Source organism: Cupriavidus sp. 96C5-1, from assembly GCF_057798855.1.
Genome location: NZ_JBYOJU010000012.1, coordinates 63,431 through 85,393 on the forward strand (window position 1 = coordinate 63,431; position 21,963 = coordinate 85,393).

At 66.0% G+C, this 21,963-nt stretch carries 18 protein-coding genes; 17 read left to right on the plus strand and 1 reads right to left on the minus strand.

Annotated elements, in window-relative coordinates; translation table 11 throughout:
* Positions 1 to 2: 2 nt before the first annotated feature.
* The 9 genes from AC3FOF_RS15600 to AC3FOF_RS15640 all read left to right on the plus strand — a co-directional run bounded on the left by AC3FOF_RS15600 (position 3) and on the right by AC3FOF_RS15640 (position 14,143).
* Positions 3 to 683, plus strand: a complete 681-nt coding sequence (locus AC3FOF_RS15600) for a type IV pilus inner membrane component PilO (protein ID WP_276265921.1) — start codon at positions 3 to 5, stop codon at positions 681 to 683.
* On the plus strand, positions 680 to 1,213 hold the full coding sequence (locus AC3FOF_RS15605; protein ID WP_488727078.1) for a pilus assembly protein PilP: 534 nt from the start codon (positions 680 to 682) through the stop codon (positions 1,211 to 1,213). Before AC3FOF_RS15600 ends, AC3FOF_RS15605 begins: the two co-directional genes overlap by 4 nt.
* Positions 1,210 to 3,387, plus strand: coding sequence for a type IV pilus secretin PilQ (locus AC3FOF_RS15610; protein ID WP_488727079.1), 2,178 nt, complete (start codon positions 1,210 to 1,212; stop codon positions 3,385 to 3,387). Before AC3FOF_RS15605 ends, AC3FOF_RS15610 begins: the two co-directional genes overlap by 4 nt.
* A gap of 277 nt (positions 3,388 to 3,664) precedes the next feature.
* The gene (locus AC3FOF_RS15615; RefSeq protein ID WP_017228793.1) at positions 3,665 to 4,240 is read left to right on the plus strand and encodes a shikimate kinase; all 576 of its coding nucleotides are present in this window, start codon (positions 3,665 to 3,667) and stop codon (positions 4,238 to 4,240) included.
* Entirely contained in the window at positions 4,227 to 5,333 is a 1,107-nt protein-coding gene (gene aroB, locus AC3FOF_RS15620) for a 3-dehydroquinate synthase (protein ID WP_276265918.1), read from the plus strand. The genes AC3FOF_RS15615 and aroB overlap by 14 nt, the downstream gene beginning before the upstream one ends.
* Positions 5,334 to 5,408: 75 nt before the next feature.
* A complete protein-coding gene (locus AC3FOF_RS15625; protein ID WP_488727080.1) occupies positions 5,409 to 6,548 on the plus strand; it encodes a deoxyguanosinetriphosphate triphosphohydrolase in 1,140 nt (379 codons plus the stop codon).
* A 123-nt stretch (positions 6,549 to 6,671) separates the two neighbouring features.
* Entirely contained in the window at positions 6,672 to 7,394 is a 723-nt protein-coding gene (locus AC3FOF_RS15630) for a transposase (protein WP_035814308.1), read from the plus strand.
* A gap of 372 nt (positions 7,395 to 7,766) precedes the next feature.
* Positions 7,767 to 12,542, plus strand: coding sequence for a glutamate synthase subunit alpha (locus tag AC3FOF_RS15635; RefSeq protein WP_017228797.1), 4,776 nt, complete (start codon positions 7,767 to 7,769; stop codon positions 12,540 to 12,542).
* A 137-nt stretch (positions 12,543 to 12,679) separates the two neighbouring features.
* Complete coding sequence (locus tag AC3FOF_RS15640; RefSeq protein ID WP_488727081.1) at positions 12,680 to 14,143, plus strand: glutamate synthase subunit beta; 1,464 nt, start codon at positions 12,680 to 12,682, stop codon at positions 14,141 to 14,143.
* A gap of 77 nt (positions 14,144 to 14,220) precedes the next feature.
* On the opposite strand, the gene AC3FOF_RS15645 is transcribed toward AC3FOF_RS15640, so the two are convergent.
* On the minus strand, positions 14,221 to 14,760 hold the full coding sequence (locus AC3FOF_RS15645; protein WP_017228799.1) for a GNAT family N-acetyltransferase: 540 nt from the start codon (positions 14,758 to 14,760) through the stop codon (positions 14,221 to 14,223).
* A gap of 320 nt (positions 14,761 to 15,080) precedes the next feature.
* On the opposite strand from AC3FOF_RS15645, the gene AC3FOF_RS15650 reads away from it, so the two are divergent.
* The 8 genes from AC3FOF_RS15650 (at position 15,081) to AC3FOF_RS15685 (ending at position 21,910) form a co-directional block, all read left to right on the plus strand.
* Positions 15,081 to 16,271 carry a tripartite tricarboxylate transporter substrate-binding protein gene (locus AC3FOF_RS15650; protein ID WP_276269308.1) on the plus strand — a complete coding sequence of 397 codons (1,191 nt, stop codon included), beginning with the start codon at positions 15,081 to 15,083 and terminating at the stop codon, positions 16,269 to 16,271.
* A gap of 163 nt (positions 16,272 to 16,434) precedes the next feature.
* Positions 16,435 to 17,256, plus strand: a complete 822-nt coding sequence (locus tag AC3FOF_RS15655) for an ABC transporter ATP-binding protein (protein WP_017228801.1) — start codon at positions 16,435 to 16,437, stop codon at positions 17,254 to 17,256.
* On the plus strand, positions 17,253 to 18,029 hold the full coding sequence (gene mlaE / locus AC3FOF_RS15660; protein ID WP_017228802.1) for a lipid asymmetry maintenance ABC transporter permease subunit MlaE: 777 nt from the start codon (positions 17,253 to 17,255) through the stop codon (positions 18,027 to 18,029). Before AC3FOF_RS15655 ends, mlaE begins: the two co-directional genes overlap by 4 nt.
* A 48-nt stretch (positions 18,030 to 18,077) precedes the next feature.
* A complete protein-coding gene (mlaD, locus tag AC3FOF_RS15665; protein ID WP_488727082.1) occupies positions 18,078 to 18,611 on the plus strand; it encodes an outer membrane lipid asymmetry maintenance protein MlaD in 534 nt (177 codons plus the stop codon).
* Positions 18,608 to 19,432 carry an MlaA family lipoprotein gene (locus AC3FOF_RS15670; protein ID WP_017228804.1) on the plus strand — a complete coding sequence of 275 codons (825 nt, stop codon included), beginning with the start codon at positions 18,608 to 18,610 and terminating at the stop codon, positions 19,430 to 19,432. The genes mlaD and AC3FOF_RS15670 overlap by 4 nt, the downstream gene beginning before the upstream one ends.
* A 204-nt stretch (positions 19,433 to 19,636) precedes the next feature.
* Positions 19,637 to 20,260 carry an MlaC/ttg2D family ABC transporter substrate-binding protein gene (locus AC3FOF_RS15675; RefSeq protein WP_035814326.1) on the plus strand — a complete coding sequence of 208 codons (624 nt, stop codon included), beginning with the start codon at positions 19,637 to 19,639 and terminating at the stop codon, positions 20,258 to 20,260.
* A 116-nt stretch (positions 20,261 to 20,376) separates the two neighbouring features.
* Entirely contained in the window at positions 20,377 to 20,712 is a 336-nt protein-coding gene (locus tag AC3FOF_RS15680; RefSeq protein WP_488727113.1) for an STAS domain-containing protein, read from the plus strand.
* 247 nt (positions 20,713 to 20,959) lie between these two features.
* Positions 20,960 to 21,910: an ABC transporter ATP-binding protein gene (locus AC3FOF_RS15685; RefSeq protein ID WP_017228807.1), complete on the plus strand. Its 951-nt coding sequence runs from the start codon at positions 20,960 to 20,962 to the stop codon at positions 21,908 to 21,910.
* Positions 21,911 to 21,963 lie beyond the last annotated feature (53 nt).

The following is a 21,963-nucleotide window of genomic DNA, read 5'->3' on the forward strand; positions in this document are numbered from 1 at the left end:
TCATGGCACTCGATAGCGAAATCTCGCTGGCCGCGCTGAACGATCTCGGCGCGCAGTTCCGCGGCCTCAACCTCAACGAGCCCGAAACCTGGCCGGCCGCGCCGCGCATCCTGTTCGCCGTTCTGGCGGCGGTGCTGGTATTGCTGCTGGGCTGGCAGTTCTACTGGAGCGGCAAGCTCGACGAACTGGATCGCAAGCACGCCGAGCAGGAAAGCCTGAAGCAGGCCTACCAGAGCAAGGTGGCGCAGGTGGCCAACCTGGACGCGCTGCGCAAGCAAAAGGCCGAAGTGGAGCAGCGCGTGGCGCTGGTCGAGCGCCAGTTGCCAAACAAGACGGAGATGGATGCGCTGCTGGCCGACGTGAACCACGCCGGCGTGGCGCGTGGCCTGCAGTTCGAACTGTTCAAGCCGCAGCCCGCCGTGCTCAAGCCCTACTTTGCCGAGATCCCGGTCAACCTGAAAGTCACCGGTCGCTATCACGACGTGGCGCAGTTCAATGCCGACGTTGCCGCGCTGTCGCGCATCGTGTCGATGCAGGGGATGCAGTTCACGACCGGCAAGGACGGCGGCCTGACGATGGAGGCCGTGGCAATGGCCTATCGCGCGCTCGACCCAGAGGAACAGGCGGCGCAGCGCAAGGCGGAGGCCGCTGCGGCCAAGACGGCCGCGGGAGCGAAGAAATGAGGCGAGCGATCCAGCTTTCGCGCCTGCGCGCCTGCGCCTGTGCGCTCGCCGGCGCTGCGTTGCTGGCGGCCTGCGGGGCCAGCGAGGAAGACGGCCTGCGCCAGTGGATGGCGCAATCCCGTGCCGCCAAGGCGCCGCCGCCGGCACCCTTGCCCGAACCCAGGCCCTACGTGCCGCGCGACTATGCCGGGCGCAACTCGCCCGAGCCCTTTGCCCAGAACAAGATCGGCGACCTCAACCGGGTGCTGGCGGAGTCGCCGGAATCCGGCCGCCGCCGCGAGCCGCTGGAGGATTACCCGCTTGAGAACTTCAAGATGCTGGGGTCGATGAAGAAGCGCGGCGAGACCTACGGCATCGTGCAGGTAGATAACAAGATCCACCACGTCAAGGTGGGGCAGTATCTCGGCCAGAACTATGGCCGGGTGGTCCGCATCAGCGATTCCGAGATCGTGTTGCGCGAATTGGTCAGGGAAGGGGTAGCCGAGTGGAAAGAGAAAATGACCAGCCTGAAGCTGGAGGGGGCGGCATGATCATGGGTCGCTGGTACCGCGCGCTCGCTGGCGCCGCGGTGATGATGCTGGTACTGGGCGCGCCGGCTGCATCGGCGCAATCTTCGACAACCGGCAACACGGTCAAGCGCGTGGATGCCAGCATGGTGGGCGAGCAGACCGTCTTCACCGTCGAATTGCAGGGACCGCCGGCGCAGAAGCCGGCGGATTTCACCACGCAGAACCCGCCCAAGCTCGCCATCGATTTTCTCGATACCGGCTTTGCCGCCGGACGCGCGCAGTACGACTATTCCGGCAAGCTGCTCAAGAGCGCCAATGTGGTGCAGATCGGCAATCGCACCCGTGTGATCCTCGACCTCGCCCGTGTGGCCAGCTATCGGACCGAGGTGCGCGGCAACCTGTTCGTGGTGCTGCTCGACAACGTTGCTCCGTCAGCGCGGGCGGCGGTGCCCACCTTCGCGCCCAGCTCCGCGCAGGCGCAGGCGGTGCCGGCGGACCGGCCCGCCGTGCGCAATATCGACTTCCGGCGCGGGCCGGATGGCGCGGGGCGCGTCGTGGTCGATCTTTCCGCGCGCGATTCCGGCATCAATATCGCGCAGCAGGGCCAGAACGTGGTGGTCGACTTCCTCAACGCGTCGTTGCCCGATGCCCTGCGCCGGCGCTATGACGTGACCGACTTCGGCACGCCCGTGCAGGGCATGCGGGCAGCGGACAACAACGGCAGCACCCGCCTGACCATCGAGCCGCGCGGCAACTGGGAGTACAGCTCCTACCAGACCGATACGCAGTTCGTGGTGGAGGTGCGCCCGGTCAAGGAGGATCCTGCCAAGCTGATCAGCGGCGCGGGCTTCCGCGGCGAACGGCTCTCGCTGAACTTCCAGAACATCGACATCCGCTCGCTGCTGCAGGTGTTTGCCGATTTCACCAACCTCAACATCATCACCAGCGAAAGCGTGCAGGGCAACCTGACGCTGCGGCTGAAGGATGTGCCGTGGGACCAGGCGCTGCAGATCGTGCTCGACGCCAAGGGGCTGGCCTCGCGCCGCAACGGCAATGTGCTGTGGGTGGCACCCAAGGCCGAGCTGGCCACCAAGGAAAAACTCGAGCTCGAATCGCAGCAACAGATCAACGACCTCGAGCCGATCCGAAGCCAGGTGTTCCAGCTCAACTACCAGCGCGCCGAGGACGTGAGGCGCATGCTGCTCGGCCTGGCCGCGGTGGGCAGCACCGGCGGTGCGGCAGCAGGCGCGCTTGGCAGCATGGGTGGGATCGGTGCTGTGGCTGGCGTGGGCGGCGCGGCAGCCAATACCCGCATGCTGTCCAAGCGCGGGTCGCTGACTGCCGATCCCCGTACCAACCAGCTGTTCGTGTCCGATATCGCGATCAAGCTGGAAGAAGTGCAGAGCTTCCTCGGCAAGATCGATGTTCCGGTGCGCCAGGTCATCATCGAGGCGCGCATCGTCGAGGCCAACGATAGCTTCAGCCGCAACCTGGGCGTGAGGCTGGGCTTTGCCTCAAAGACGGCCGGCGCCGGCTACGGCAACACCTACACCAATGTGGTGAGCCCGGTCACGCAGAACGCCACCTGGGACAACGGGCCCGCGCTGAGCCTGCCCGCGGCGGCGATCAACGGCGTCAACCCCGGCTCGGTCGCGGTCAGCCTGTTCAGCAATACGGCGGGCCGGTTCCTGGCGCTGGAGCTGTCTGCGCTGGAGGCGGATGGGCGGGGCAAGATCATCTCCAGCCCGCGCGTGGTCACCGCCAACAATATCAAGGCGCTGATCGAGCAGGGCACGGAGCTGCCCTACCAGGCAGCCACGTCCAGCGGCGCGACCTCGGTGCAGTTCCGCAAGGCCAACCTCAAGCTGGAAGTGACGCCGCAGATCACGCCGGAAGGCAACGTATTGCTGGACGTCGATGTCAACAAGGACAGCGTGGGCATCCAGACCACTTCGGGCTTTGCGATCGACACCAAGCACGTGCAGACACAGGTCCTGGTCGAGAACGGCGGCACGGTGGTGATTGGCGGCATCTATACGCAAACCGAGTCCACCAACGTCAACAAGGTGCCGCTGCTGGGCGACATCCCGGTGCTCGGCAACCTGTTCAAGGATAACGCCAAGGTGAACAACCGCACCGAGCTGCTGGTGTTCCTGACACCGCGGGTGCTCAACGATAACGTGTCGCTGAAATAGCCCCGGCCGCGCCGGATGCAGTAGACTGACAGGCCGCATCGATCCGATGCGGCTTTTTTATTGCCCAGGCGGTTGAGCTGGGCGAGGGTGCATGGCAGGCGTGCAAGGCTGGTCGCAAGGCGGGTTGCCTTGTGTCGATTGCGCCGCGCCACTTGCCCGGAACGTCCCAACATAAGAAGATGATGCAGTTTTCTACCGCGAGGACCGGCCAGAGACCCGGCTCCCGCCCGACACGCCAGTGACAGTCACCCGCCCGAACCTTTTCTTTGTTGGCCTGATGGGTGCCGGCAAGACCACCGTCGGCCGAACCGTGGCCCGGCGCCTGAGCTACCCCTTCTTCGATTCGGACCACGAACTCGAGGCGCGTTGCGGCGTGCGTATCCCGATCATTTTCGAACATGAGGGCGAAGCCGGTTTTCGCGACCGCGAAGCGCTGATGATCGACGAACTCAGCCAGCGCAGCGGCATCGTGCTGGCCACCGGCGGCGGCGCCGTGCTGCGGCCGGAGAACCGCGCCCACCTGAAGGCGCGCGGCACGGTGGTCTACCTGCGCGCCAGCCCGCACGACCTGTGGCTGCGCACCAGGCACGACCGCAATCGCCCGCTGCTGCAGACCGAGGACCCCAAAGGGCGGCTGGAAGCGCTCTATGGCGAGCGCGACCCGCTGTACCGCGAGGTGGCGGATTTCATCATCGAAACCGGCAAGCCTTCGGTGGCGCAGCTTGCTAATATGGTGTTGATGCAACTTGAGATGGCCGGTTTCACCGTGGCCGCCGAAGAGCCCGAAAGGGACGACGGCGAGTGTGCGGAAAAGCTCCCGGCGCAGGACCAGAATCACGATGATCACCCTTGAAGTCAGTCTGGGGGAGCGCAGCTACCCCATCCATATCGGCACCGGCCTGCTGGACCAGGCCGAATTGCTCCGCCCCCATGTGCGCGGGCAGCACGCCGTCATCGTCACCAATGAAACCGTGGGGCCGCTCTATGCCGCCCGGGTCCAGGCCACGCTGGCGGCGCTTGGCAAGACCGTGCGCACCGTGACCCTGCCCGACGGCGAAGCCTTCAAGCAGTGGGAAACGCTCAACCTGATCTTCGACGCGCTGCTGACCGCGGGCGCCGACCGCAAGACCACGCTGATCGCCCTGGGCGGCGGCGTGGTGGGCGATATGACCGGGTTTGCCGCCGCCTGCTATATGCGCGGCGTGCCCTTCGTGCAGATGCCTACCACCCTGCTGGCCCAGGTGGATTCCTCCGTGGGCGGCAAGACCGGCATCAACCACCCGCTGGGCAAGAACATGATCGGCGCCTTCCACCAGCCCAACGCGGTGATCGCCGATATCGACACGCTGCGCACGCTGCCGGAGCGCGAACTGGCGGCTGGCCTGGCCGAAGTGATCAAGCACGGCGCCATCGCCGATGCCGAGTACTTCGGCTGGATCGAGCGCAATATCCACGCGCTCAACGCCTGCGACCCCGACCTCATGATGCTGGCAGTACAGCGCTCCTGCGAGATCAAGGCCGCGGTGGTGGCCAAGGACGAGCGCGAGGGCGGCCTGCGCGCCATCCTGAATTTCGGCCACACCTTCGGCCACGCCATCGAGGCCGGCATGGGCTACGGCGAGTGGCTGCACGGCGAGGCGGTGGGCTGCGGCATGGTGATGGCGGCGGACCTGTCGCATCGCCTGGGATTCATCGATACCGAGACGCGCTCGCGCGTGGTGCAACTGACGCGCGCCGCCATGCTGCCTGTCGTGGCGCCGGAACTCGGCACCGACCGCTACATCGAACTGATGAAAGTGGACAAGAAGGCCGAGGCCGGCAGCGTCAAGTTCATCTTGCTGCGCAAGCTGGGCGAAGCCTTCATTACCACCGTGCCGGATCCTGACCTGCGCGCTACCTTGCAGCATGCGGTGCTCAGGCCGCCTACCGAGGCGCCGGTCGCCTGACGCGATCGGTTGTGCCTTGCAACCCCACCCGGGCGGCACACGGCCACCCGGGCGGATGCCCGACCGGATTGCCGCATGACCGACCTCGAAAGCCATCTCGCCCCTTATGCCGCCCGTTCCGCGCACACCCGCGGGCGGGTGCATGTTGAACCGCCCTCGTCGTCGCGCACGGAGTTCCAGCGCGACCGCGACCGCGTCATCCACAGCACGGCCTTCCGGCGGCTCGAGTACAAGACCCAGGTTTTTGTCAATCATGAGGGTGATCTTTTCCGCACCCGGCTCACGCATAGCCTGGAGGTGGCGCAGATCGCCCGCTCCATCGCGCGCAACCTGCGCCTGAACGAGGACCTCGTCGAAGCCATCTCGCTGGCGCACGATCTCGGGCACACGCCCTTTGGCCACGCTGGCCAGGATGCGCTGAACAACTGTATGAAGAACCACGGCGGCTTCGAGCACAACCTGCAGAGCCTGCTGGTGGTGGATGAGCTGGAAGAGCGCTATGGCGGCTTCAACGGGCTCAACCTGACCTTCGAGACACGCGAGGGCGTGCTCAAGCACTGCTCGCGCGTCAACGCCTCGGCGCTGGGCGAGTTGGGCCGGCGCTTCCTGGAGGGCACCCAGCCCTCGCTGGAAGCCCAGTTGGCCAACCTGGCGGACGAGATCGCCTACAACAACCACGATATCGACGATGGCCTGCGTTCCGGCCTGCTGACGCTGGAGCAGATGGACGAGGTGCCCATGTGGGGCCGGCACCGGGCCGAGGCGGTGGCAGCGTTCCCCGGCATCAACGGGCGGCGGGTCATCAACGAAACCGTGCGGCGCATGATCAACACGCTGATCGTCGACCTGATCGAAACCACCAGCCGCAATATCGCCGCTGCCAACCCGCGCACCATCGACGCGGTGCGGGCAGCCGGCCCGCTGGTGGCGTTCAGCCCGGCGGTGCGCGAGGAAGCGGTGGCGCTCAAGCGCTTCCTGTTCCGTCATCTTTATCGCCATTACCTTGTCATGCGCATGTCGGCGAAGGCGCAGCGCATCATCTCCGACCTGTTCGATGCCTTCATGGCTGACCCGCGCCTGCTGCCGCCGCAATACCAGGCCGGGCAGGGCCGCGATCAGTCCCGCCTGATCTCGCACTATATCGCCGGCATGACCGACCGCTACGCGATCCGCGAGCACCGCCGCATCTTCGCGGTCGACGAGGGCGGCAGCTGACGCCGCCCGGGGCAGCGGAAAAATTGGGGACGGATCAGCTGGCGGCTAGGCTATCATCGGGCATGGCATTCGCTTGAGACAGTGACCCGGTGGCCGCATGCCGCCGATCTTCTTCACCCCATCATGGCCCGACTTCCTCGTTTTTCCCCAGCCGCGCTGCCGGCGCTCGTGTTGCAACGCGGCAACAATCGCCAGCCGGTCTTTCTTGGTGCGGACGACTACCTGCACTACCTCGACTGCCTGCGCATGGCGGCGCGCGAGCATGACCTGGCGATCCATGCCTACGCCTTGCGGCCCAATCATGTGCATCTGGTGGCCACGCCACGGCATGCCGATTCGCTCAGCCTGACCATGCAGGCCGTGGGCCGCCGCTATGCGCGCTATTTCAACCGGGCCGCTGGCCGGACCGGCACGCTGTGGGATGGCCGCTTCCGCTCGGCGGTGTTCGATCCCGGGCAATGGATGCTGCCGGCGATGCTTTACGTGGAGGGCAACGCGGTGCGCGCGGGCGACGCGAGTGCGCCCGAGGCCGATCGCTGGAGCAGTTACCGCCATCATGCCGGCATCGAGGCCAGCCCCTTTGTAAGCGATCACTCTGCCTATTGGGCGCTTGGCAATACGCCGTTCGAGCGCCAGTCCAACTATCGCGGCGTGGTGGCCGAGGGCCTGTCGTCCATGACGCTGGCCACGCTGCGCAGTCACGCGCATAGCGGCTGGCCGCTGGGCGACGCCGCGTTCCTGGCGCAGCTCGAACGCCAGGGCGGGCGGCGTGTGCACCCGTTGCCGAAGGGGCGGCCGGCGGGCCGCACCGCCCAGGCCCGCGAGCCCGAACCCGATCCTGCGTAAAGCGGACGTCACGCCAAGCCGCGCAGCCGTGCGAGCCCTCCACGGCACGCACCGCAATGCACCATCTTTAGTGTGTCCCCATTTAAATGCCATCCCCGATGTGGTGCGGGGAAAATTATGATCTGACCCCATTTAAAATTTTTGCGGGACGGGAACGATTCTTTTATAGTTCCTCCACCCACATTCATTGTGCGGCGCGTCACGCTTGCGTACGCCGCTGCGGCCCCGCTGTCCCTCTTGTTGCCCCCGAGCCGGTTTCCAAGCCGGTCCAGGTGGAAGAGTGCGGTTCCCGTTCCGGTCTGCCTTGCTGGCTGCGCAGCCCTCACCGGAATCAAGCCCGTGGATCAATCGCAATCCCAATCGAAGCAAACGATGGCCCAAGCCCAGGCCGTAGCGTCTGAGGCCGCCGCGCTCGCGCCCGCCTCGCGTCCGCAGGCTCAGGGCATGTATGACCCCGCCAATGAACATGACGCCTGCGGCGTCGGCATGGTTGCCCACATCAAGGGCAAGAAGAGCCATGAAATCGTCCAGCAAGGCCTGAAGATCCTGGAGAACCTGGATCACCGGGGCGCGGTCGGCGCGGATGCGCTGATGGGCGACGGTGCCGGTATCCTGATCCAGATCCCGGACCAGTTCTACCGCGAGGAAATGGCCAGGCAGGGCGTGACCCTGCCGCCGTCCGGCGAGTACGGCGTGGGCATGATCTTCCTGCCGAAGGAACACGCTTCGCGCCTGGCCTGCGAGCAGGAACTCGAACGCACGGTGCGCCTGGAAGGCCAGGTCGTGCTGGGCTGGCGCGATGTGCCGGTGGACGCCGCCATGCCGATGTCGCCGACGGTGCGCACCACCGAGCCGGTGATCCGCCAGATCTTCATCGGTCGCGGCCGCGACATCATGACCACGGACGCGCTGGAACGTAAGCTCTACGTGATCCGCAAGACCGCCAGCCACGCCATCCAGGCGCTCAAGCTCAAGCACGGCAAGGAATACTTCGTGCCGTCGATGTCGGCGCGCACGGTGGTGTACAAGGGCCTGCTGCTGGCCAACCAGGTCGGCGAGTACTACCTGGACCTGCAGGACCCGCGCGCCGTGTCGGCGCTGGCCCTGGTGCACCAGCGTTTCTCCACCAACACCTTCCCGGCCTGGGAACTGGCTCACCCGTACCGCATGGTCGCCCACAACGGCGAAATCAACACGGTCAAGGGCAATGTGAACTGGGTCAACGCGCGTACCGGCGCGATCTCCTCGCCGGTGCTGGGCGACGACCTGCCCAAGCTGTGGCCGCTGATCTATCCCGGCCAGTCTGACACCGCCTCGTTCGACAACTGTCTCGAACTGCTGACGATGGCAGGCTACCCGCTCGTCCACGCGATGATGATGATGATCCCGGAAGCCTGGGAGCAGCACACGCTGATGGACGACAACCGCCGCGCCTTCTATGAATACCACGCCGCCATGATGGAGCCGTGGGACGGCCCCGCCGCGATCTGCTTCACCGATGGCCGCCAGATCGGCGCCACGCTGGACCGTAACGGCCTGCGCCCGGCACGCTTCTACGTGACCGAGGACGACGTCGTGGTGCTGGCTTCGGAAGCCGGCGTGCTGCCTTTCCCCGAGTCGCGCATCGTGCAGAAATGGCGCCTGCAGCCGGGCAAGATGTTCCTGATCGACATGGAGCAGGGCCGCATCATCGACGACAAGGAGCTCAAGGACAACCTGGCCAACGCCAAGCCCTACAAGAGCTGGATCGACGCCGTGCGCATCAAGCTCGACGAGCTGGACGCCAAGCCCGAGGACGTGGCCGCCGAGAAGAAGCCGTCGGCCAAGCTGCTGGACCGCCAGCAAGCCTTCGGCTACACCCAGGAAGACGTCAAGTTCCTGATGGCGCCGATGGCGCTGGCCGGCGAGGAAGCCACCGGCTCGATGGGCAATGACAGCCCGCTGGCGGTGCTGTCGTCCAAGAACAAGACGCTGTACCACTACTTCAAGCAGCTGTTCGCCCAGGTCACCAACCCGCCGATCGACCCGATCCGCGAGAACATGGTGATGTCGCTGGTGTCCTTCATCGGACCCAAGCCCAACCTGCTCGAGCTGAACAACATCAACCCGCCGATGCGCCTCGAAGTGTCCCAGCCCGTGCTGGACTTCAAGGACATCGCCAAGATCCGCAATATCGAGCACTACACCGGTGGCAAGTTCCGCTCCTACGAGCTGAACATCTGCTATCCGAAGGCGTGGGGCAAGGAAGGCATCGAGGCCCGCCTGGCCTCGCTGTGCGCAGAAGCCGTGGACGCCGTGCGTTCGGGCTACAACATCCTGATCGTGTCGGACCGCCGCGTCGATGCCGACCACGTCGCCATTCCCGCGCTGCTGGCAACTTCCGCCATCCATCACCACCTGGTGGACAAGGGCCTGCGCACCTCGGCCGGCCTGGTGGTGGAAACCGGCACCGCGCGCGAAGTGCATCACTTCGCCCTGCTGGCCGGCTACGGCGCCGAAGCCGTGCACCCCTACCTGGCGATGGAAACGCTGGCCGACATGGCGCAAGGCCTGTCGGGCGACCTGTCGCCCGAGAAAGCGGTCAAGAACTTCGTCAAGGCGATCGGCAAGGGCCTGCAGAAGGTGATGTCCAAGATGGGCATCTCCACCTATATGTCGTACACCGGTGCGCAGATCTTCGAAGCCATCGGCCTGTCGCGCGAACTGGTGCAGAAGTATTTCCATGGCACCGCATCGAATGTCGAAGGCATCGGCATCTTCGAGGTGGCGGAGGAGGCGCTGCGCCTGCACCAGGAAGCCTTCGGCGATAACCCGGTGCTGGAAACCATGCTCGACACCGGCGGCGAATATGCCTACCGCGTGCGCGGCGAAGAGCATATGTGGACCCCGGATTCGGTGGCCAAGCTGCAGCACGCCGTGCGTGCCGACGACGGCAAGGGCGCGTACCAGACGTACAAGGAGTACGCCAACATCATCAACGACCAGAGCCGCCGCCACATGACGCTGCGCGGCCTGTTCGAGTTCAAGGTGGATCCCGCGCGCGCCATTCCGCTGGAAGAAGTGGAATCGGCCAAGGACATCGTCAAGCGCTTCGCCACCGGCGCCATGTCGCTGGGCTCGATCTCGACCGAAGCCCACACCACGCTGGCCGTGGCGATGAACCGCATCGGCGGCAAGTCCAACACCGGCGAAGGCGGCGAGGACGAGAAGCGCTATCGCAACGAACTGCGCGGCATCCCCATCAAGAAGGGCGACACGCTGCAGGGCCTGCTGGGCTCCGAAGCGGTGGTGCGCGACCTGGAGCTGCAGTCCGGCGACTCGCTGCGCTCGAAGATCAAGCAGGTGGCCTCGGGCCGTTTCGGTGTGACCGCCGAATACCTGGCTTCGGCCGACCAGATCCAGATCAAGATGGCGCAGGGCGCCAAGCCGGGCGAAGGCGGCCAGCTGCCCGGCCACAAGGTCTCGGACTACATCGGCAAGCTGCGTTACTCGGTGCCTGGCGTGGGCCTGATCTCGCCGCCGCCGCACCACGACATCTACTCGATCGAGGATCTGGCGCAGCTGATCCACGACCTGAAGAACGTCAACCCGAGCTCCGATATCTCCGTCAAGCTGGTGTCGGAAGTGGGCGTGGGCACCGTGGCCGCGGGCGTGGCCAAGGCCAAGGCCGATCACGTGGTGATCGCCGGCCATGACGGCGGCACCGGCGCATCGCCGTGGTCGTCGATCAAGCACGCCGGCACGCCGTGGGAGCTGGGCCTGTCCGAGACGCAGCAGACGCTGATGCTCAACGGGCTGCGCAACCGCATCCGCGTGCAGGCCGACGGCCAGATGAAGACCGGCCGCGACGTCGTCATCGGCGCGCTGCTGGGCGCCGACGAGTTCGGCTTTGCCACCGCGCCGCTGGTGGCCGAAGGCTGCATCATGATGCGCAAGTGCCACCTGAACACCTGCCCGGTGGGCGTGGCCACGCAGGATCCGGTGCTGCGCAAGAAATTCCAGGGCAAGCCCGAACACGTGGTGAACTTCTTCTTCTTCGTGGCCGAAGAAGCCCGCGAGATCATGGCTCAGTTGGGCATCCGCTCGTTCGACGAACTGATCGGGCGTGCCGACCTGCTCGATACCAAGCCGGCCATCGAGCACTGGAAGGCACGCGGCCTCGATTTCACCCGCGTGTTCTACCAGGTACCGTTCCCGGCCGAAGTTCCGCGCTTCCATACCGACGTGCAGGACCACGGCCTGTCGCTCGAAGCCGGCAAGGCACTCGACCACGTGCTGATCGCCAAGGCACGCCCGGCCATCGACAAGGGTGAGCGCGTGTCGTTCATCCAGCCGGTGAAGAACGTCAACCGCACCGTCGGCGCCATGCTCTCGGGCGTGGTGGCCAAGCAGTATGGCCACGAAGGCCTGCCCGACGACACCATCCACATCCAGCTGCAAGGCACCGCCGGCCAGTCCTTCGGCGCCTTCCTGGCGCACGGCATCACGCTGGACCTGGTGGGCGACGGCAACGACTACGTCGGCAAGGGCCTGTCGGGCGGCCGCGTGATCGTGCGCGCACCGCACGAGTTCCGCGGCGACCCCACCCGCAACATCATCGTGGGCAACACCGTACTGTACGGCGCGATTGCCGGCGAAGCGTTCTTCAACGGCGTGGCTGGCGAGCGCTTCGCGGTGCGCAACTCCGGCGCGGCTGCGGTGGTGGAAGGCACCGGCGACCATGGTTGCGAGTACATGACCGGCGGCACCGTGGTGGTGCTGGGCGGCACCGGGCGCAACTTCGCGGCCGGCATGTCGGGCGGCGTGGCCTACGTCTTCGACGAGGACGGCCTGTTCGACAAGCGCTGCAATACCTCGATGGTCGCGCTCGAAGCGGTCCTGGCCGCGGCCGAGCAGGAGAAGGGGCAGTCCCAGGCCTCCTGGCACAAGGTGGGCGGCAAGCGCGAGCTCGACGAGAACATCCTCAAGGGCCTGATCGAGCAGCACTTCCGCTTCACCGGTTCCGAGCGCGCCAAGGCGCTGCTGGCGGACTGGACCACGGCACGCCGCAAGTTCGTCAAGGTCTTCCCGACCGAGTACAAGCGCGCGCTGGGCGAGATGTACGCCAAGGAACAGGACGCCAAGGACAGCGACCGCATCGCGGCCTGAGCCGGCCCGGGCGGCGAGCCCGACCAAGCATGAGCGAGCGGCGGCGCGCCTGGCGCGCCGCCGGTCTCACAAGATACTGACCTCACGGCGAGGCCGGCGCATGCGCCAGCCTCGCCTAGCAAGACCAAGGACGCAACATGGGTAAGGCGACTGGCTTTCTCGAATTTCCGCGCCAGAACGAAGGTTACGAGCCCGTAACCAAGCGCGTGAAGCACTACAAGGAATTCGTTTTCGCGCTGTCCGACAGCGAAGCGAAGATCCAGGGCGCACGCTGCATGGACTGCGGCATTCCGTTCTGCAACAACGGCTGCCCGGTCAACAACATCATCCCCGACTTCAACGATCTGGTTTACCGCCAGGACTGGAAGTCGGCGATCGAGGTGCTGCACCAGACCAACAACTTCCCCGAGTTCACCGGCCGCATCTGCCCGGCACCGTGCGAGGCTGCCTGCACGCTGGGCATCAACGAAGCCCCGGTCGGCATCAAGTCGATCGAGCACGCCATCATCGACAAGGCCTGGGAAGAAGGCTGGGTTGCCCCGCAGCCGCCCAAGCACAAGACCGGCAAGACCGTCGCCGTGGTCGGCTCCGGCCCCGCCGGCATGGCCGCTGCCCAGCAGTTGGCGCGCGCCGGCCATGACGTGACGGTGTTCGAGAAGAACGATCGCATCGGCGGCCTGCTGCGCTACGGCATCCCCGATTTCAAGCTGGAAAAGTGGCTGATCGACCGCCGCATGGAACAGATGCAGGCCGAAGGCGTGACCTTCCGTGCCGGCGTGATGGTGACCGACGGCGAACTGCCGGCCGGCATCAAGAGCTATGCGCGCGAGACCATCTCGGCCCAGTCCCTGCAGGACCAGTTCGATGCTGTCGTGCTGGCCGGCGGCTCCGAAGTGCCGCGCGACCTGCCCGTGCCTGGCCGCGACCTGGCCGGCATCCACTACGCGCTTGAGTTCCTGATCCCGCAGAACAAGGAAGTGGCTGGCGATGCGCCCAACCAGATCCGCGCCGATGGCAAGCACGTCATCGTGATCGGCGGCGGCGATACCGGTTCGGATTGCGTGGGCACTTCGAACCGCCATGGCGCCGAATCGGTCGTCCAGTTCGAACTGCTGCCGCAGCCGCCGGAAGAAGAGAACAAGCCGCTGGTGTGGCCGTACTGGCCGATCAAGCTGCGCACCTCTTCGTCGCACGACGAAGGCTGCGACCGCGACTGGTCGGTTGCCACCAAGGAATTCATCGGCGAGAACGGCAAGATCACCGCGCTGAAGGCCTGCCGCGTCGAGTGGAAGGACGGCAAGATGCAGGAAGTGGAAGGCAGCGAGTTCATCCTCAAGGCTGACCTGGTCCTGCTGGCAATGGGCTTCACCAACCCGGTGGGCTCGCTGCTGTCCGCCTTCGGCGTCGACACCGACGCCCGCAAGAACGCCCGTGCCAGCACCGAAGGCGAGCGCGCCTATCACACCAACGTGCCCAAGGTGTTCGCCGCTGGCGACGTGCGCCGCGGCCAGTCGCTGGTGGTGTGGGCGATCCGCGAAGGCCGCCAGGCCGCGCGCTCGGTCGATGCCTTCCTGATGGGGCATTCCGAACTGCCGCGCTGATGCGTTGATGCGCTGACGAATTCCCTTCGTCGCAAGACCCGCCCCGCGCAAGCCGGGCGGGTTTTTTTATAGCGCGCTCAGGCTGGCTGCAGCGTGCGGCACATCAGCACTGCGTCGTCGCCGTAGGCCGACAGTTTGGCCGACAGGGCGGCGCCGACGGGGACCAGATTCTCGTACCCGAGCCTGCGCCACCAGGCCGCGGCCGATTGCACGGCGATCAGGCGCGACGAGTCCAGCCCGGTTGCCAGCGCGGCCAGCCGCGCCGCCTGGTAGAGCGACTGTGCCAGGCCCTTGCCCTGGCCGTCCGGCGCCACCGCCATGTCGTGCACGAACCAGGTGAGCGCCGCGGGTTCGCCATCCCTGTCCCAGTGCCGCTCCAGCACGCCGTCGAGGGGCGGCAGGCTGTCCTGCGGCCACATATGGGTGAACAAATAGGCGGCCAGCGCTTCGTCCCGGTCCGCGTGCGCGGCCACCCAGCAGGTGGCCGGCGACAGCGCCAGCCGGCTGGCCAGCGCGGCGCCGGATTCGAGCAGGATGTCGCGGTAGCACCGGGCCTGGATCTCCAGCACGGCGGGCAGGTCGGTGGGCCGCATGGGCCGGAGGATGTATTCGCTCATGGTTGGCGATTATAGACAGCGCTGCCTGCCGCAGCCGTGGCGGTACGGCAAGGCGGCCGCTATCGGCTGCCCGTGCAAGGGCGTATTCAAGCGCCCCCGGCAAACATGGGAAAGCGGCCGTGCCGAAGCCCGCCGGCGGAGGCTGGGCAAGGGCGCCCCGGCCTTTCCACAGGGTTGTCCCGGCTATGGTTAACGTGGTCTGTGCGGTCCAGGGCAATCTTCGTAGAATGACCCGGACATTAAGAACAAAGACTGCCTCGCTAACCCCCTTTTCAGCCGACCCAGGTGTCGCGGGCAGTGCCCGTGGCTCGGAGGAATTGATGTCCGAAGTGCGCATTTTCTTGCGGCTTTGGCGAGGTAAGGCGACGTTGCTTCACCCCGCCGCAATGCCGGTTCGTTCACGGTTTGCCTTGCACGTCTGGCTTCGGCTCTTCATGGCCATTGCGCCCGTTTTTTGCACGCTCCGGCAGCGCGCGTCATGCCGTCTTGCGATTGGGCCGAGGGGGCTGGCGTTCTGTATCGCCAGCCTGCTGTCAGCCGCCAGCGGGCCTGGCCTGGCTCGGCCGGCAGTGCTGCAGGCAGTAGCGGCCCAGGCTGCATTCAACCGGCCCATCTCGTTTCCGGTCCGGCCGATCCGGCTGGTCGTGCCGTTCCCGGCCGGCGGCGTGCCGGATGCCGTGGCGCGCCTGCTGGCCGAGCGTCTGGCGGTACGCCTTGGCGTGCCGGTGGATGTCGACAACCGGCCCGGCGCGGGCGGCACCACCGCCGGCGATGTCGTGGCCAAGGCGAATTCCGACGGCCATACCCTGCTGTTCCACCAGGCCAACATGCTGATCCAGCCTGGGCTGGAGCCGGTGCCTTACGACGTGGTGCGCGATTTCACGCCGGTGGCGCGGGTGGCGACCATGCCGCTGTTCCTGGTGATCGATGCGCGCCTGCCGATGCGTACGCCGCAGCAATGGCTTACCGCGGTCAAGTCCAGTCCGGCATCCTATAGCTACGGCTCAGGCCAGGCCGGCAGCCCTGCCCACCTGTATGCCGAGTATGCCGTGCACGATGTGCCCAACGGGGTGCCGCTGGTGACGGCCAAAGGGGAGGGGGCGGTGGTGCAGGAGATGCTGGCCGGCCGCGTCAGCGCCTGTTTTTGCTCGTTCGCGGCGGTGCAGGCACATGTCAGGAGCGGCAACCTGCGGCTGCTGGGCGTGACGGGTGTGGCGCGCTCGCAACTGGCGCCGACCGTGCCCACCCTGCAGGAATCGGGGCTGGACGGCTATGGCGCCACGGCCTGGTTCGGCGTCATCGCCCCAGCCAGGACACCGCATGCCATAGTGGCGCGGCTGGCCAGCGAACTCGACAGCGTGATGGGCGAGCGCGAAGTGCGGGATCGCCTGCTGGCGGCAGGACTGACGCCGTTGCGGGATTCGCCGGAGGCGTTCGCCACCGCGATCCGCGCCGAATCGATCCAGTGGCAGGTGATCCTGCGGCAGGCCAGCGGCCAGACCGAGCCATAGGGGCTTCCAGGCAATCCAGGCGCGCCCCGGAAGCCGCCAGTCACCCCGCGCAATTGTGATGAAACAATTATTTGCGATTCCTGGATGTGAATTGCGGCCCACTGGCACGGGCAGCGCTAGGTAGTAGCCCTTATAATGGCGGACTGCCCAACACGGTGCCAACGTGACCGAATCCGCCTCAAACCTCGTCGAGCTCAAAGCTGTCGATTTCGCCTACGCGGCGAACGGCAAGCCTATCCTGTCGGGCCTTAGCATGCGCTTCCCGCGCGGCAAGGTGGTGGCTGTCATGGGCGGCTCCGGCTGCGGCAAGACCACCGTGATGCGCCTGATCGGCGGCCAGGTCCGGCCGCAGAAGGGCGAAGTGCTCTTCAATGGCGCCAATATCCCGGCGCTGGACCGCGGCGATCTGTACGCCGTGCGGCGCCAGATGGGCATGCTGTTCCAGTTCGGCGCACTGTTCACCGATCTCTCGGTGTTCGACAACGTGGCCTTCCCGCTGCGCGAACATACCGACCTGCCCGAGAGCATGATCCGCGACCTGGTGCTGATGAAGCTCAACGCGGTCGGCCTGCGCGGCGCGCGCGACCTGATGCCCTCGGAGATCTCCGGCGGCATGGCGCGGCGCGTGGCGCTGGCCCGCGCGATTGCGCTCGATCCCGCCTTGCTGATGTATGACGAGCCCTTCGCCGGGCTCGACCCGATCTCGCTGGGCCTGACCGCGCGACTGATCCGCAGCCTGAACGATGCGCTGGGGGCTACCACCATCATCGTGTCGCACGACGTCAACGAGACCTTCCTGATCGCCGATTACGTCTATTTCATCGCCAACGGCCGCATTGCCGCCGAAGGCGAGCCAGAGGCCCTGCGTGCCTCGACCGATCCCTTCGTGCATCAGTTCGTCCATGCCGAGCCCGACGGCCCGGTGCCGTTCCACTATCCGGGGCCGTCGCTGGCCGAGGACTTCTCGAGCGGAGCGTGGCGATGATGGGATTCTTCACGAGCATCGGCTCCGCCGTGCGGCAGTCGGTCAGCGGCCTGGGCCATGCCACCCGCATGTTCTTCACGGTGCTGGCCATGTCGCCGGCGCTGCTGCGCCGCTTCCGCCTGGTAAGCGACCAGATTTTCTTCGTCGGCAACCTGTCGCTGGTGATCATCGCCGTATCGGGCCTGTTCGTTGGCTTCGTGCTGGGCTTGCAGGGCTACTACACGCTCAACCGGTACGGCTCCGAGCAGGCGCTCGGCCTGCTGGTGGCGCTGTCCCTGGTGCGGGAGCTGGGGCCGGTGGTGACCGCGCTGCTGTTCGCCGGGCGCGCCGGCACTTCGCTGACGGCCGAGATCGGCCTGATGAAGGCCGGCGAGCAGCTGACGGCCATGGAAATGATGGCGGTCAATCCGCTGCAGCGCGTGATTGCGCCCCGATTCTGGGCTGGCGTGGTCGCCATGCCCGTGCTGGCGGCCATTTTCAGCGCCGTCGGGGTGCTCGGCGGCTATGTGGTTGGCGTGCAGATGATTGGCGTCGATGCGGGCGCCTTCTGGTCGCAGATGCAGGGTGGCGTGGACGTGCGTGCCGATGTGCTGAACGGTGTGACCAAGAGCTTTATTTTTGGCATTGCGGTGACGTTTATCGCCCTGTACCAGGGTTATCAGGCCAAGCCCACGCCGGAAGGCGTATCGCGCGCCACCACGCGTACCGTAGTGATTGCCTCGCTGGCTGTGCTGGCGCTGGATTTCCTGCTGACTGCGCTGATGTTCAGCTGACCAGCCGGTGCGGTCGCCGGAGCCGGAGTACTTGAAGAAGAGACGCAGATGAAAAGAAATACACTCGATTTCTGGGTTGGCCTGTTTGTCGTGGCGGGTTTCGTCGCGCTGCTGTTCCTGGCGCTGAAGGCCGGCAATATGAGCTCCCTGTCGTTCCAGGATACCTACACGGTACAGGCGCGCTTCGATAACATCGGCGGACTGAAGCCGCGCGCGCCGGTGAAAAGCGCCGGGGTGGTGGTGGGCCGGGTGGCCGATATCCGCTTCGACGACAAGACCTACCAGGCCACCGTGTCGATGAAGCTGGACAAGCAGTACCAGTTTCCCAAGGACACCTCGGCCAAGATCCTGACCTCCGGCCTGCTCGGCGAGCAATATATCGGCCTCGAGGCGGGCGGAGATCCGGCCATGCTGGCGGAGGGCTCCCGCATCACCATGACGCAATCGGCCGTGGTGCTGGAAAACCTGATCGGGCAGTTCCTGTATAACAAGGCCGCGGACGCAGGTGCCGGCGGCAATAGCAACAACAGCAACAATGCGAGCGGCAGCGCTGCCAGCGGTGCCGCAGGGGGGGGGAAATGAACGGCAAGGGTCTTCCCGCGCGCTGGCGCGCGGGCCGGAAGTGGTTGCTGGCGGCGTCGGCCGCCTCGTTGGTGGCGGGCTGCGCGACTGGCCCCACCGCCAACCCCAAGGATCCGATCGAGCCGTTCAACCGGGAAGTCTTCCGCATCAACGAAGATTTCGATAAAGGCGTGATGCGCCCGGTTGCCCAGTTGTACACGGATTACATCCCGTCGCCGGTCCGTACCGCGATCGACAATGCCTTCTCCAACGTCAGCGACGTCTATTCCGCGGTCAACAACCTGCTGCAGGGCAAGCCGACCCGCGCTGCCGAGGACTCCATGCGCGTGGCCATCAACAGCGTGCTGGGCATTGGCGGCCTGATCGACATCGCCACGCCGGCCGGGCTGCCCAAGTACAAGGAAGACTTCGGCCAGACCCTGGGCGTGTGGGGCGCGCCGGCCGGTCCGTACCTGGTGCTGCCCCTGTTCGGGCCCAGCACGGTGCGCGATACCGCCGGCATGCTAGTCGACCGCCAGATGGATCCATCAGCCTATCTCGACCCCGTCTGGGCACGCAATACGCTGACCGGCGTGCGCTTCGTCAGTACCCGGGCCTCGCTGCTGGGCGCCACCAACCTGATCGAGCAGGCCGCGCTCGACAAGTACTCCTTCATGCGCGATGCCTATCTGCAGCGCCGCGAGTACCAGATCTATGATGGCAACCCGCCCGAGCACGATGAAGATGGCGGGCCAGCCAAGACGCCGCCGGACGCCACGCAGGAAAAACAGGCGTTGCCTACGTCGCCCATGCAGATGCCCGGCGGTATCCGCCTGCGCTGAACGACGTCTGCCCAGGTCCGTGTCCGGGCTGTGAGCAGTGCAACAAATTATGTAGATGTGGCGCCGGATGCCCCGGTGCCGAGAACTCCCCGGGCTCGTCCGGTATCCAACGTGGGGAATGACCACTACCGGCCTTGATGCCGGGATGCGCAAGGGCCGCCGTACCGCGGCGTCCACTGCGTTTTGATCGACAAGGACAAAATGATGCTGAAGCGACTGTTGCTGCCTTTTCTTACCGTGGTTGCCTTTGCTGGCGCCGCCCATGCCCAATCGCAGGATGCCAGCACGCCTGACGGGCTGGTCAAGGCCGTGGTCGGCGAAGTGATGGCCTCCGTCAAGTCGGACAAGGACATGCAGGCCGGGAACATCAACAAGATCTCGGCGCTGGTGGAGCAGAAGATCCTGCCCAACGCGAATTTCCAGAAGACCACCCAGATCGCGATGGGCCGCAACTGGTCCAAGGCCACGCCCGAGCAGCAAAAGCAGATCACCGATGAGTTCAAGACCCTGCTGATCCGCACCTATTCCGGCGCCATCTCGCAGATCCGCGACCAGACCGTGCAGTTCCGCCCGTACCGTGGCAGCCCGGACGATACCGACGCCACCATCCGGACCCAGGTCATCAACAAGGGCGAGCCGATCCAGCTCGACTACCGCCTCGAGAAGACCCCGCAAGGCTGGAAGGTCTATGACATCAACGTGCTGGGCGCCTGGTTGACCGAGGCCTACAAGGGCAGCTTCAACACCATCGTCGGCCAGCAGGGCGTGGATGGCGTGATCAAGACGCTGCAGGACCGCAACCGCCAGCTTGCCAGCGCCAAGAACTGATTCCGCAATTCCGCCCGCCATGTCCTGGCGGGCGGGCCGCGCACGCAGCGCGGCCCGCCGATCTGTTCTACAATGGGCGCTCCCGCTTCTGCGGGCGTGCTTTTCCCCAGACTCGCATCCCCGGACCCTGCCAGATGCTTTCGCTCGACACCTCGCTGACCAACCGCAACGCCGCCGCCGTGCTGCGTGACGGGCTGGCACGCCTGGCCCAGGGCGAAGCCCGGGTCGACTGCAGCGGCCTGACCCAGGTCGATTCCGCCGCGGTCGCCGTGCTGCTTGCCTGGCAGCGCGATGCCGCCAGCCGCGGCCAGTCGCTCGCGATTGTCGGCGCACCGGCGCAACTGGCCGATCTGGTCAAGCTGTACGGTGTCGATTCCCTGCTGCAAGTGGCGCCCCAGGCGGTTGCCACGGGCACCCAGGGCGCGCAAGGCACCATTTCCCACCGACATTGAATCGGCATCCGTGGCAAGCTGCAGATCAGCGCTTGCTACCGCGATGCCCGGGCGATGGCTCGCGCCACGCCTCGCGCTCACAGCGGGACTGCTCCCGCATCCCCTATAATTCCGGGTTGTTCGACCGTTCCGGCGCATAAGGCACGGGCAAGGCACGGTCGAAGCACCCAGGCGGTCCCCGCCATTTCAAGGAGGCCGGCGTGCGAGCCAGAAAGAGCCCGACGCGCCTGCCAAACAGTATCCGGCCATGAAAGCCATCGAACTCAAAGACGTTCGCAAGCGCTACCGCAACCTGCAAGCGCTCAAGGGTGTCAGCTTCACCGTCGAGCGTGGCGAATTTTTCGGCCTGCTCGGCCCCAACGGTGCAGGCAAGACCACGCTGATCTCGATCCTGGCGGGCCTGAACCGTGCCGACTCCGGCAGCGTCAGCGTGCTCGGCCATGATGTGGTGTCCGATTACCGGCTGGCGCGGCGCATGCTGGGCGTGGTGCCGCAGGAACTGGTCTTCGATCCCTTTTTCACGGTGCGCGAGACCCTGCGCCTGCAGTCCGGCTATTTCGGCCTGACCCGCAACGACGACTGGATCGACGAGATCATGGCCAACCTGGATCTCACCAACAAGGCCGACGCCAATATGCGCCAGCTTTCCGGCGGCATGAAGCGGCGCGTACTGGTGGCCCAGGCGCTGGTGCACAGGCCGCCGGTGATCGTGCTCGACGAGCCGACCGCGGGGGTCGACGTGGAACTGCGGCAGACCCTGTGGAAATTCATCTCGCGCCTGAATCGCGAGGGACACACCATCATTCTCACCACCCACTATCTGGAAGAAGCCGAGGCCCTGTGCGACCGGATCGCCATGCTCAAGTTCGGCGAGGTGGTGGCGCTGGACCGTACCAGCAACCTGCTGAACCAGTTCGCCGGGCTGCAACTGGCGCTGACTTTCTCCCGGGGCGCGCTGCCCGCTGCGCTCGAGCCGCTGCGCATGCCCGCCAACCCGGGCGAACGGGCGGTACGGCTGCGGCTGTCGGGCTATCCAGCGGTGGAGCCGATCCTGGCCGCCTGCCGCGAGGCCGGTTGCGAGATCGAAGACATGGAAATCAACAAGGCAGACCTGGAGGACGTGTTTGTGCAGATCATGCGGCGCGAAGGCCACATGCCTGGCGCGCTGCCGGATACGGCGGTGGAGGCCGCAGCATGAAGATGCCAAGCGAATTCGACGGTACGCAGGACGCCATCAACACCCACCTTGCG

Bases quoted from the DNA above. Each gene is read 5' to 3' on its own strand.
- AC3FOF_RS15630 (WP_035814308.1), top strand. From the start codon at position 6,672: ATGGCCCGACTTCCTCGTTTTTCCCCAGCCGCGCTGCCGGCGCTCGTG.
- AC3FOF_RS15600 (WP_276265921.1), top strand. From the start codon at position 3: ATGGCACTCGATAGCGAAATCTCGCTGGCCGCGCTGAACGATCTCGGC.
- mlaE (WP_017228802.1), top strand. From the start codon at position 17,253: ATGATGGGATTCTTCACGAGCATCGGCTCCGCCGTGCGGCAGTCGGTC.
- AC3FOF_RS15685 (WP_017228807.1), top strand. From the start codon at position 20,960: ATGAAAGCCATCGAACTCAAAGACGTTCGCAAGCGCTACCGCAACCTG.
- AC3FOF_RS15650 (WP_276269308.1), top strand. From the start codon at position 15,081: ATGTCCGAAGTGCGCATTTTCTTGCGGCTTTGGCGAGGTAAGGCGACG.
- AC3FOF_RS15615 (WP_017228793.1), top strand. From the start codon at position 3,665: ATGGGTGCCGGCAAGACCACCGTCGGCCGAACCGTGGCCCGGCGCCTG.
- AC3FOF_RS15635 (WP_017228797.1), top strand. From the start codon at position 7,767: ATGGCCCAAGCCCAGGCCGTAGCGTCTGAGGCCGCCGCGCTCGCGCCC.
- AC3FOF_RS15625 (WP_488727080.1), top strand. From the start codon at position 5,409: ATGACCGACCTCGAAAGCCATCTCGCCCCTTATGCCGCCCGTTCCGCG.
- AC3FOF_RS15610 (WP_488727079.1), top strand. From the start codon at position 1,210: ATGATCATGGGTCGCTGGTACCGCGCGCTCGCTGGCGCCGCGGTGATG.
- AC3FOF_RS15605 (WP_488727078.1), top strand. From the start codon at position 680: ATGAGGCGAGCGATCCAGCTTTCGCGCCTGCGCGCCTGCGCCTGTGCG.
- aroB (WP_276265918.1), top strand. From the start codon at position 4,227: ATGATCACCCTTGAAGTCAGTCTGGGGGAGCGCAGCTACCCCATCCAT.
- AC3FOF_RS15675 (WP_035814326.1), top strand. From the start codon at position 19,637: ATGCTGAAGCGACTGTTGCTGCCTTTTCTTACCGTGGTTGCCTTTGCT.
- AC3FOF_RS15645 (WP_017228799.1), bottom strand. From the start codon at position 14,760: ATGAGCGAATACATCCTCCGGCCCATGCGGCCCACCGACCTGCCCGCC.
- mlaD (WP_488727082.1), top strand. From the start codon at position 18,078: ATGAAAAGAAATACACTCGATTTCTGGGTTGGCCTGTTTGTCGTGGCG.
- AC3FOF_RS15670 (WP_017228804.1), top strand. From the start codon at position 18,608: ATGAACGGCAAGGGTCTTCCCGCGCGCTGGCGCGCGGGCCGGAAGTGG.
- AC3FOF_RS15640 (WP_488727081.1), top strand. From the start codon at position 12,680: ATGGGTAAGGCGACTGGCTTTCTCGAATTTCCGCGCCAGAACGAAGGT.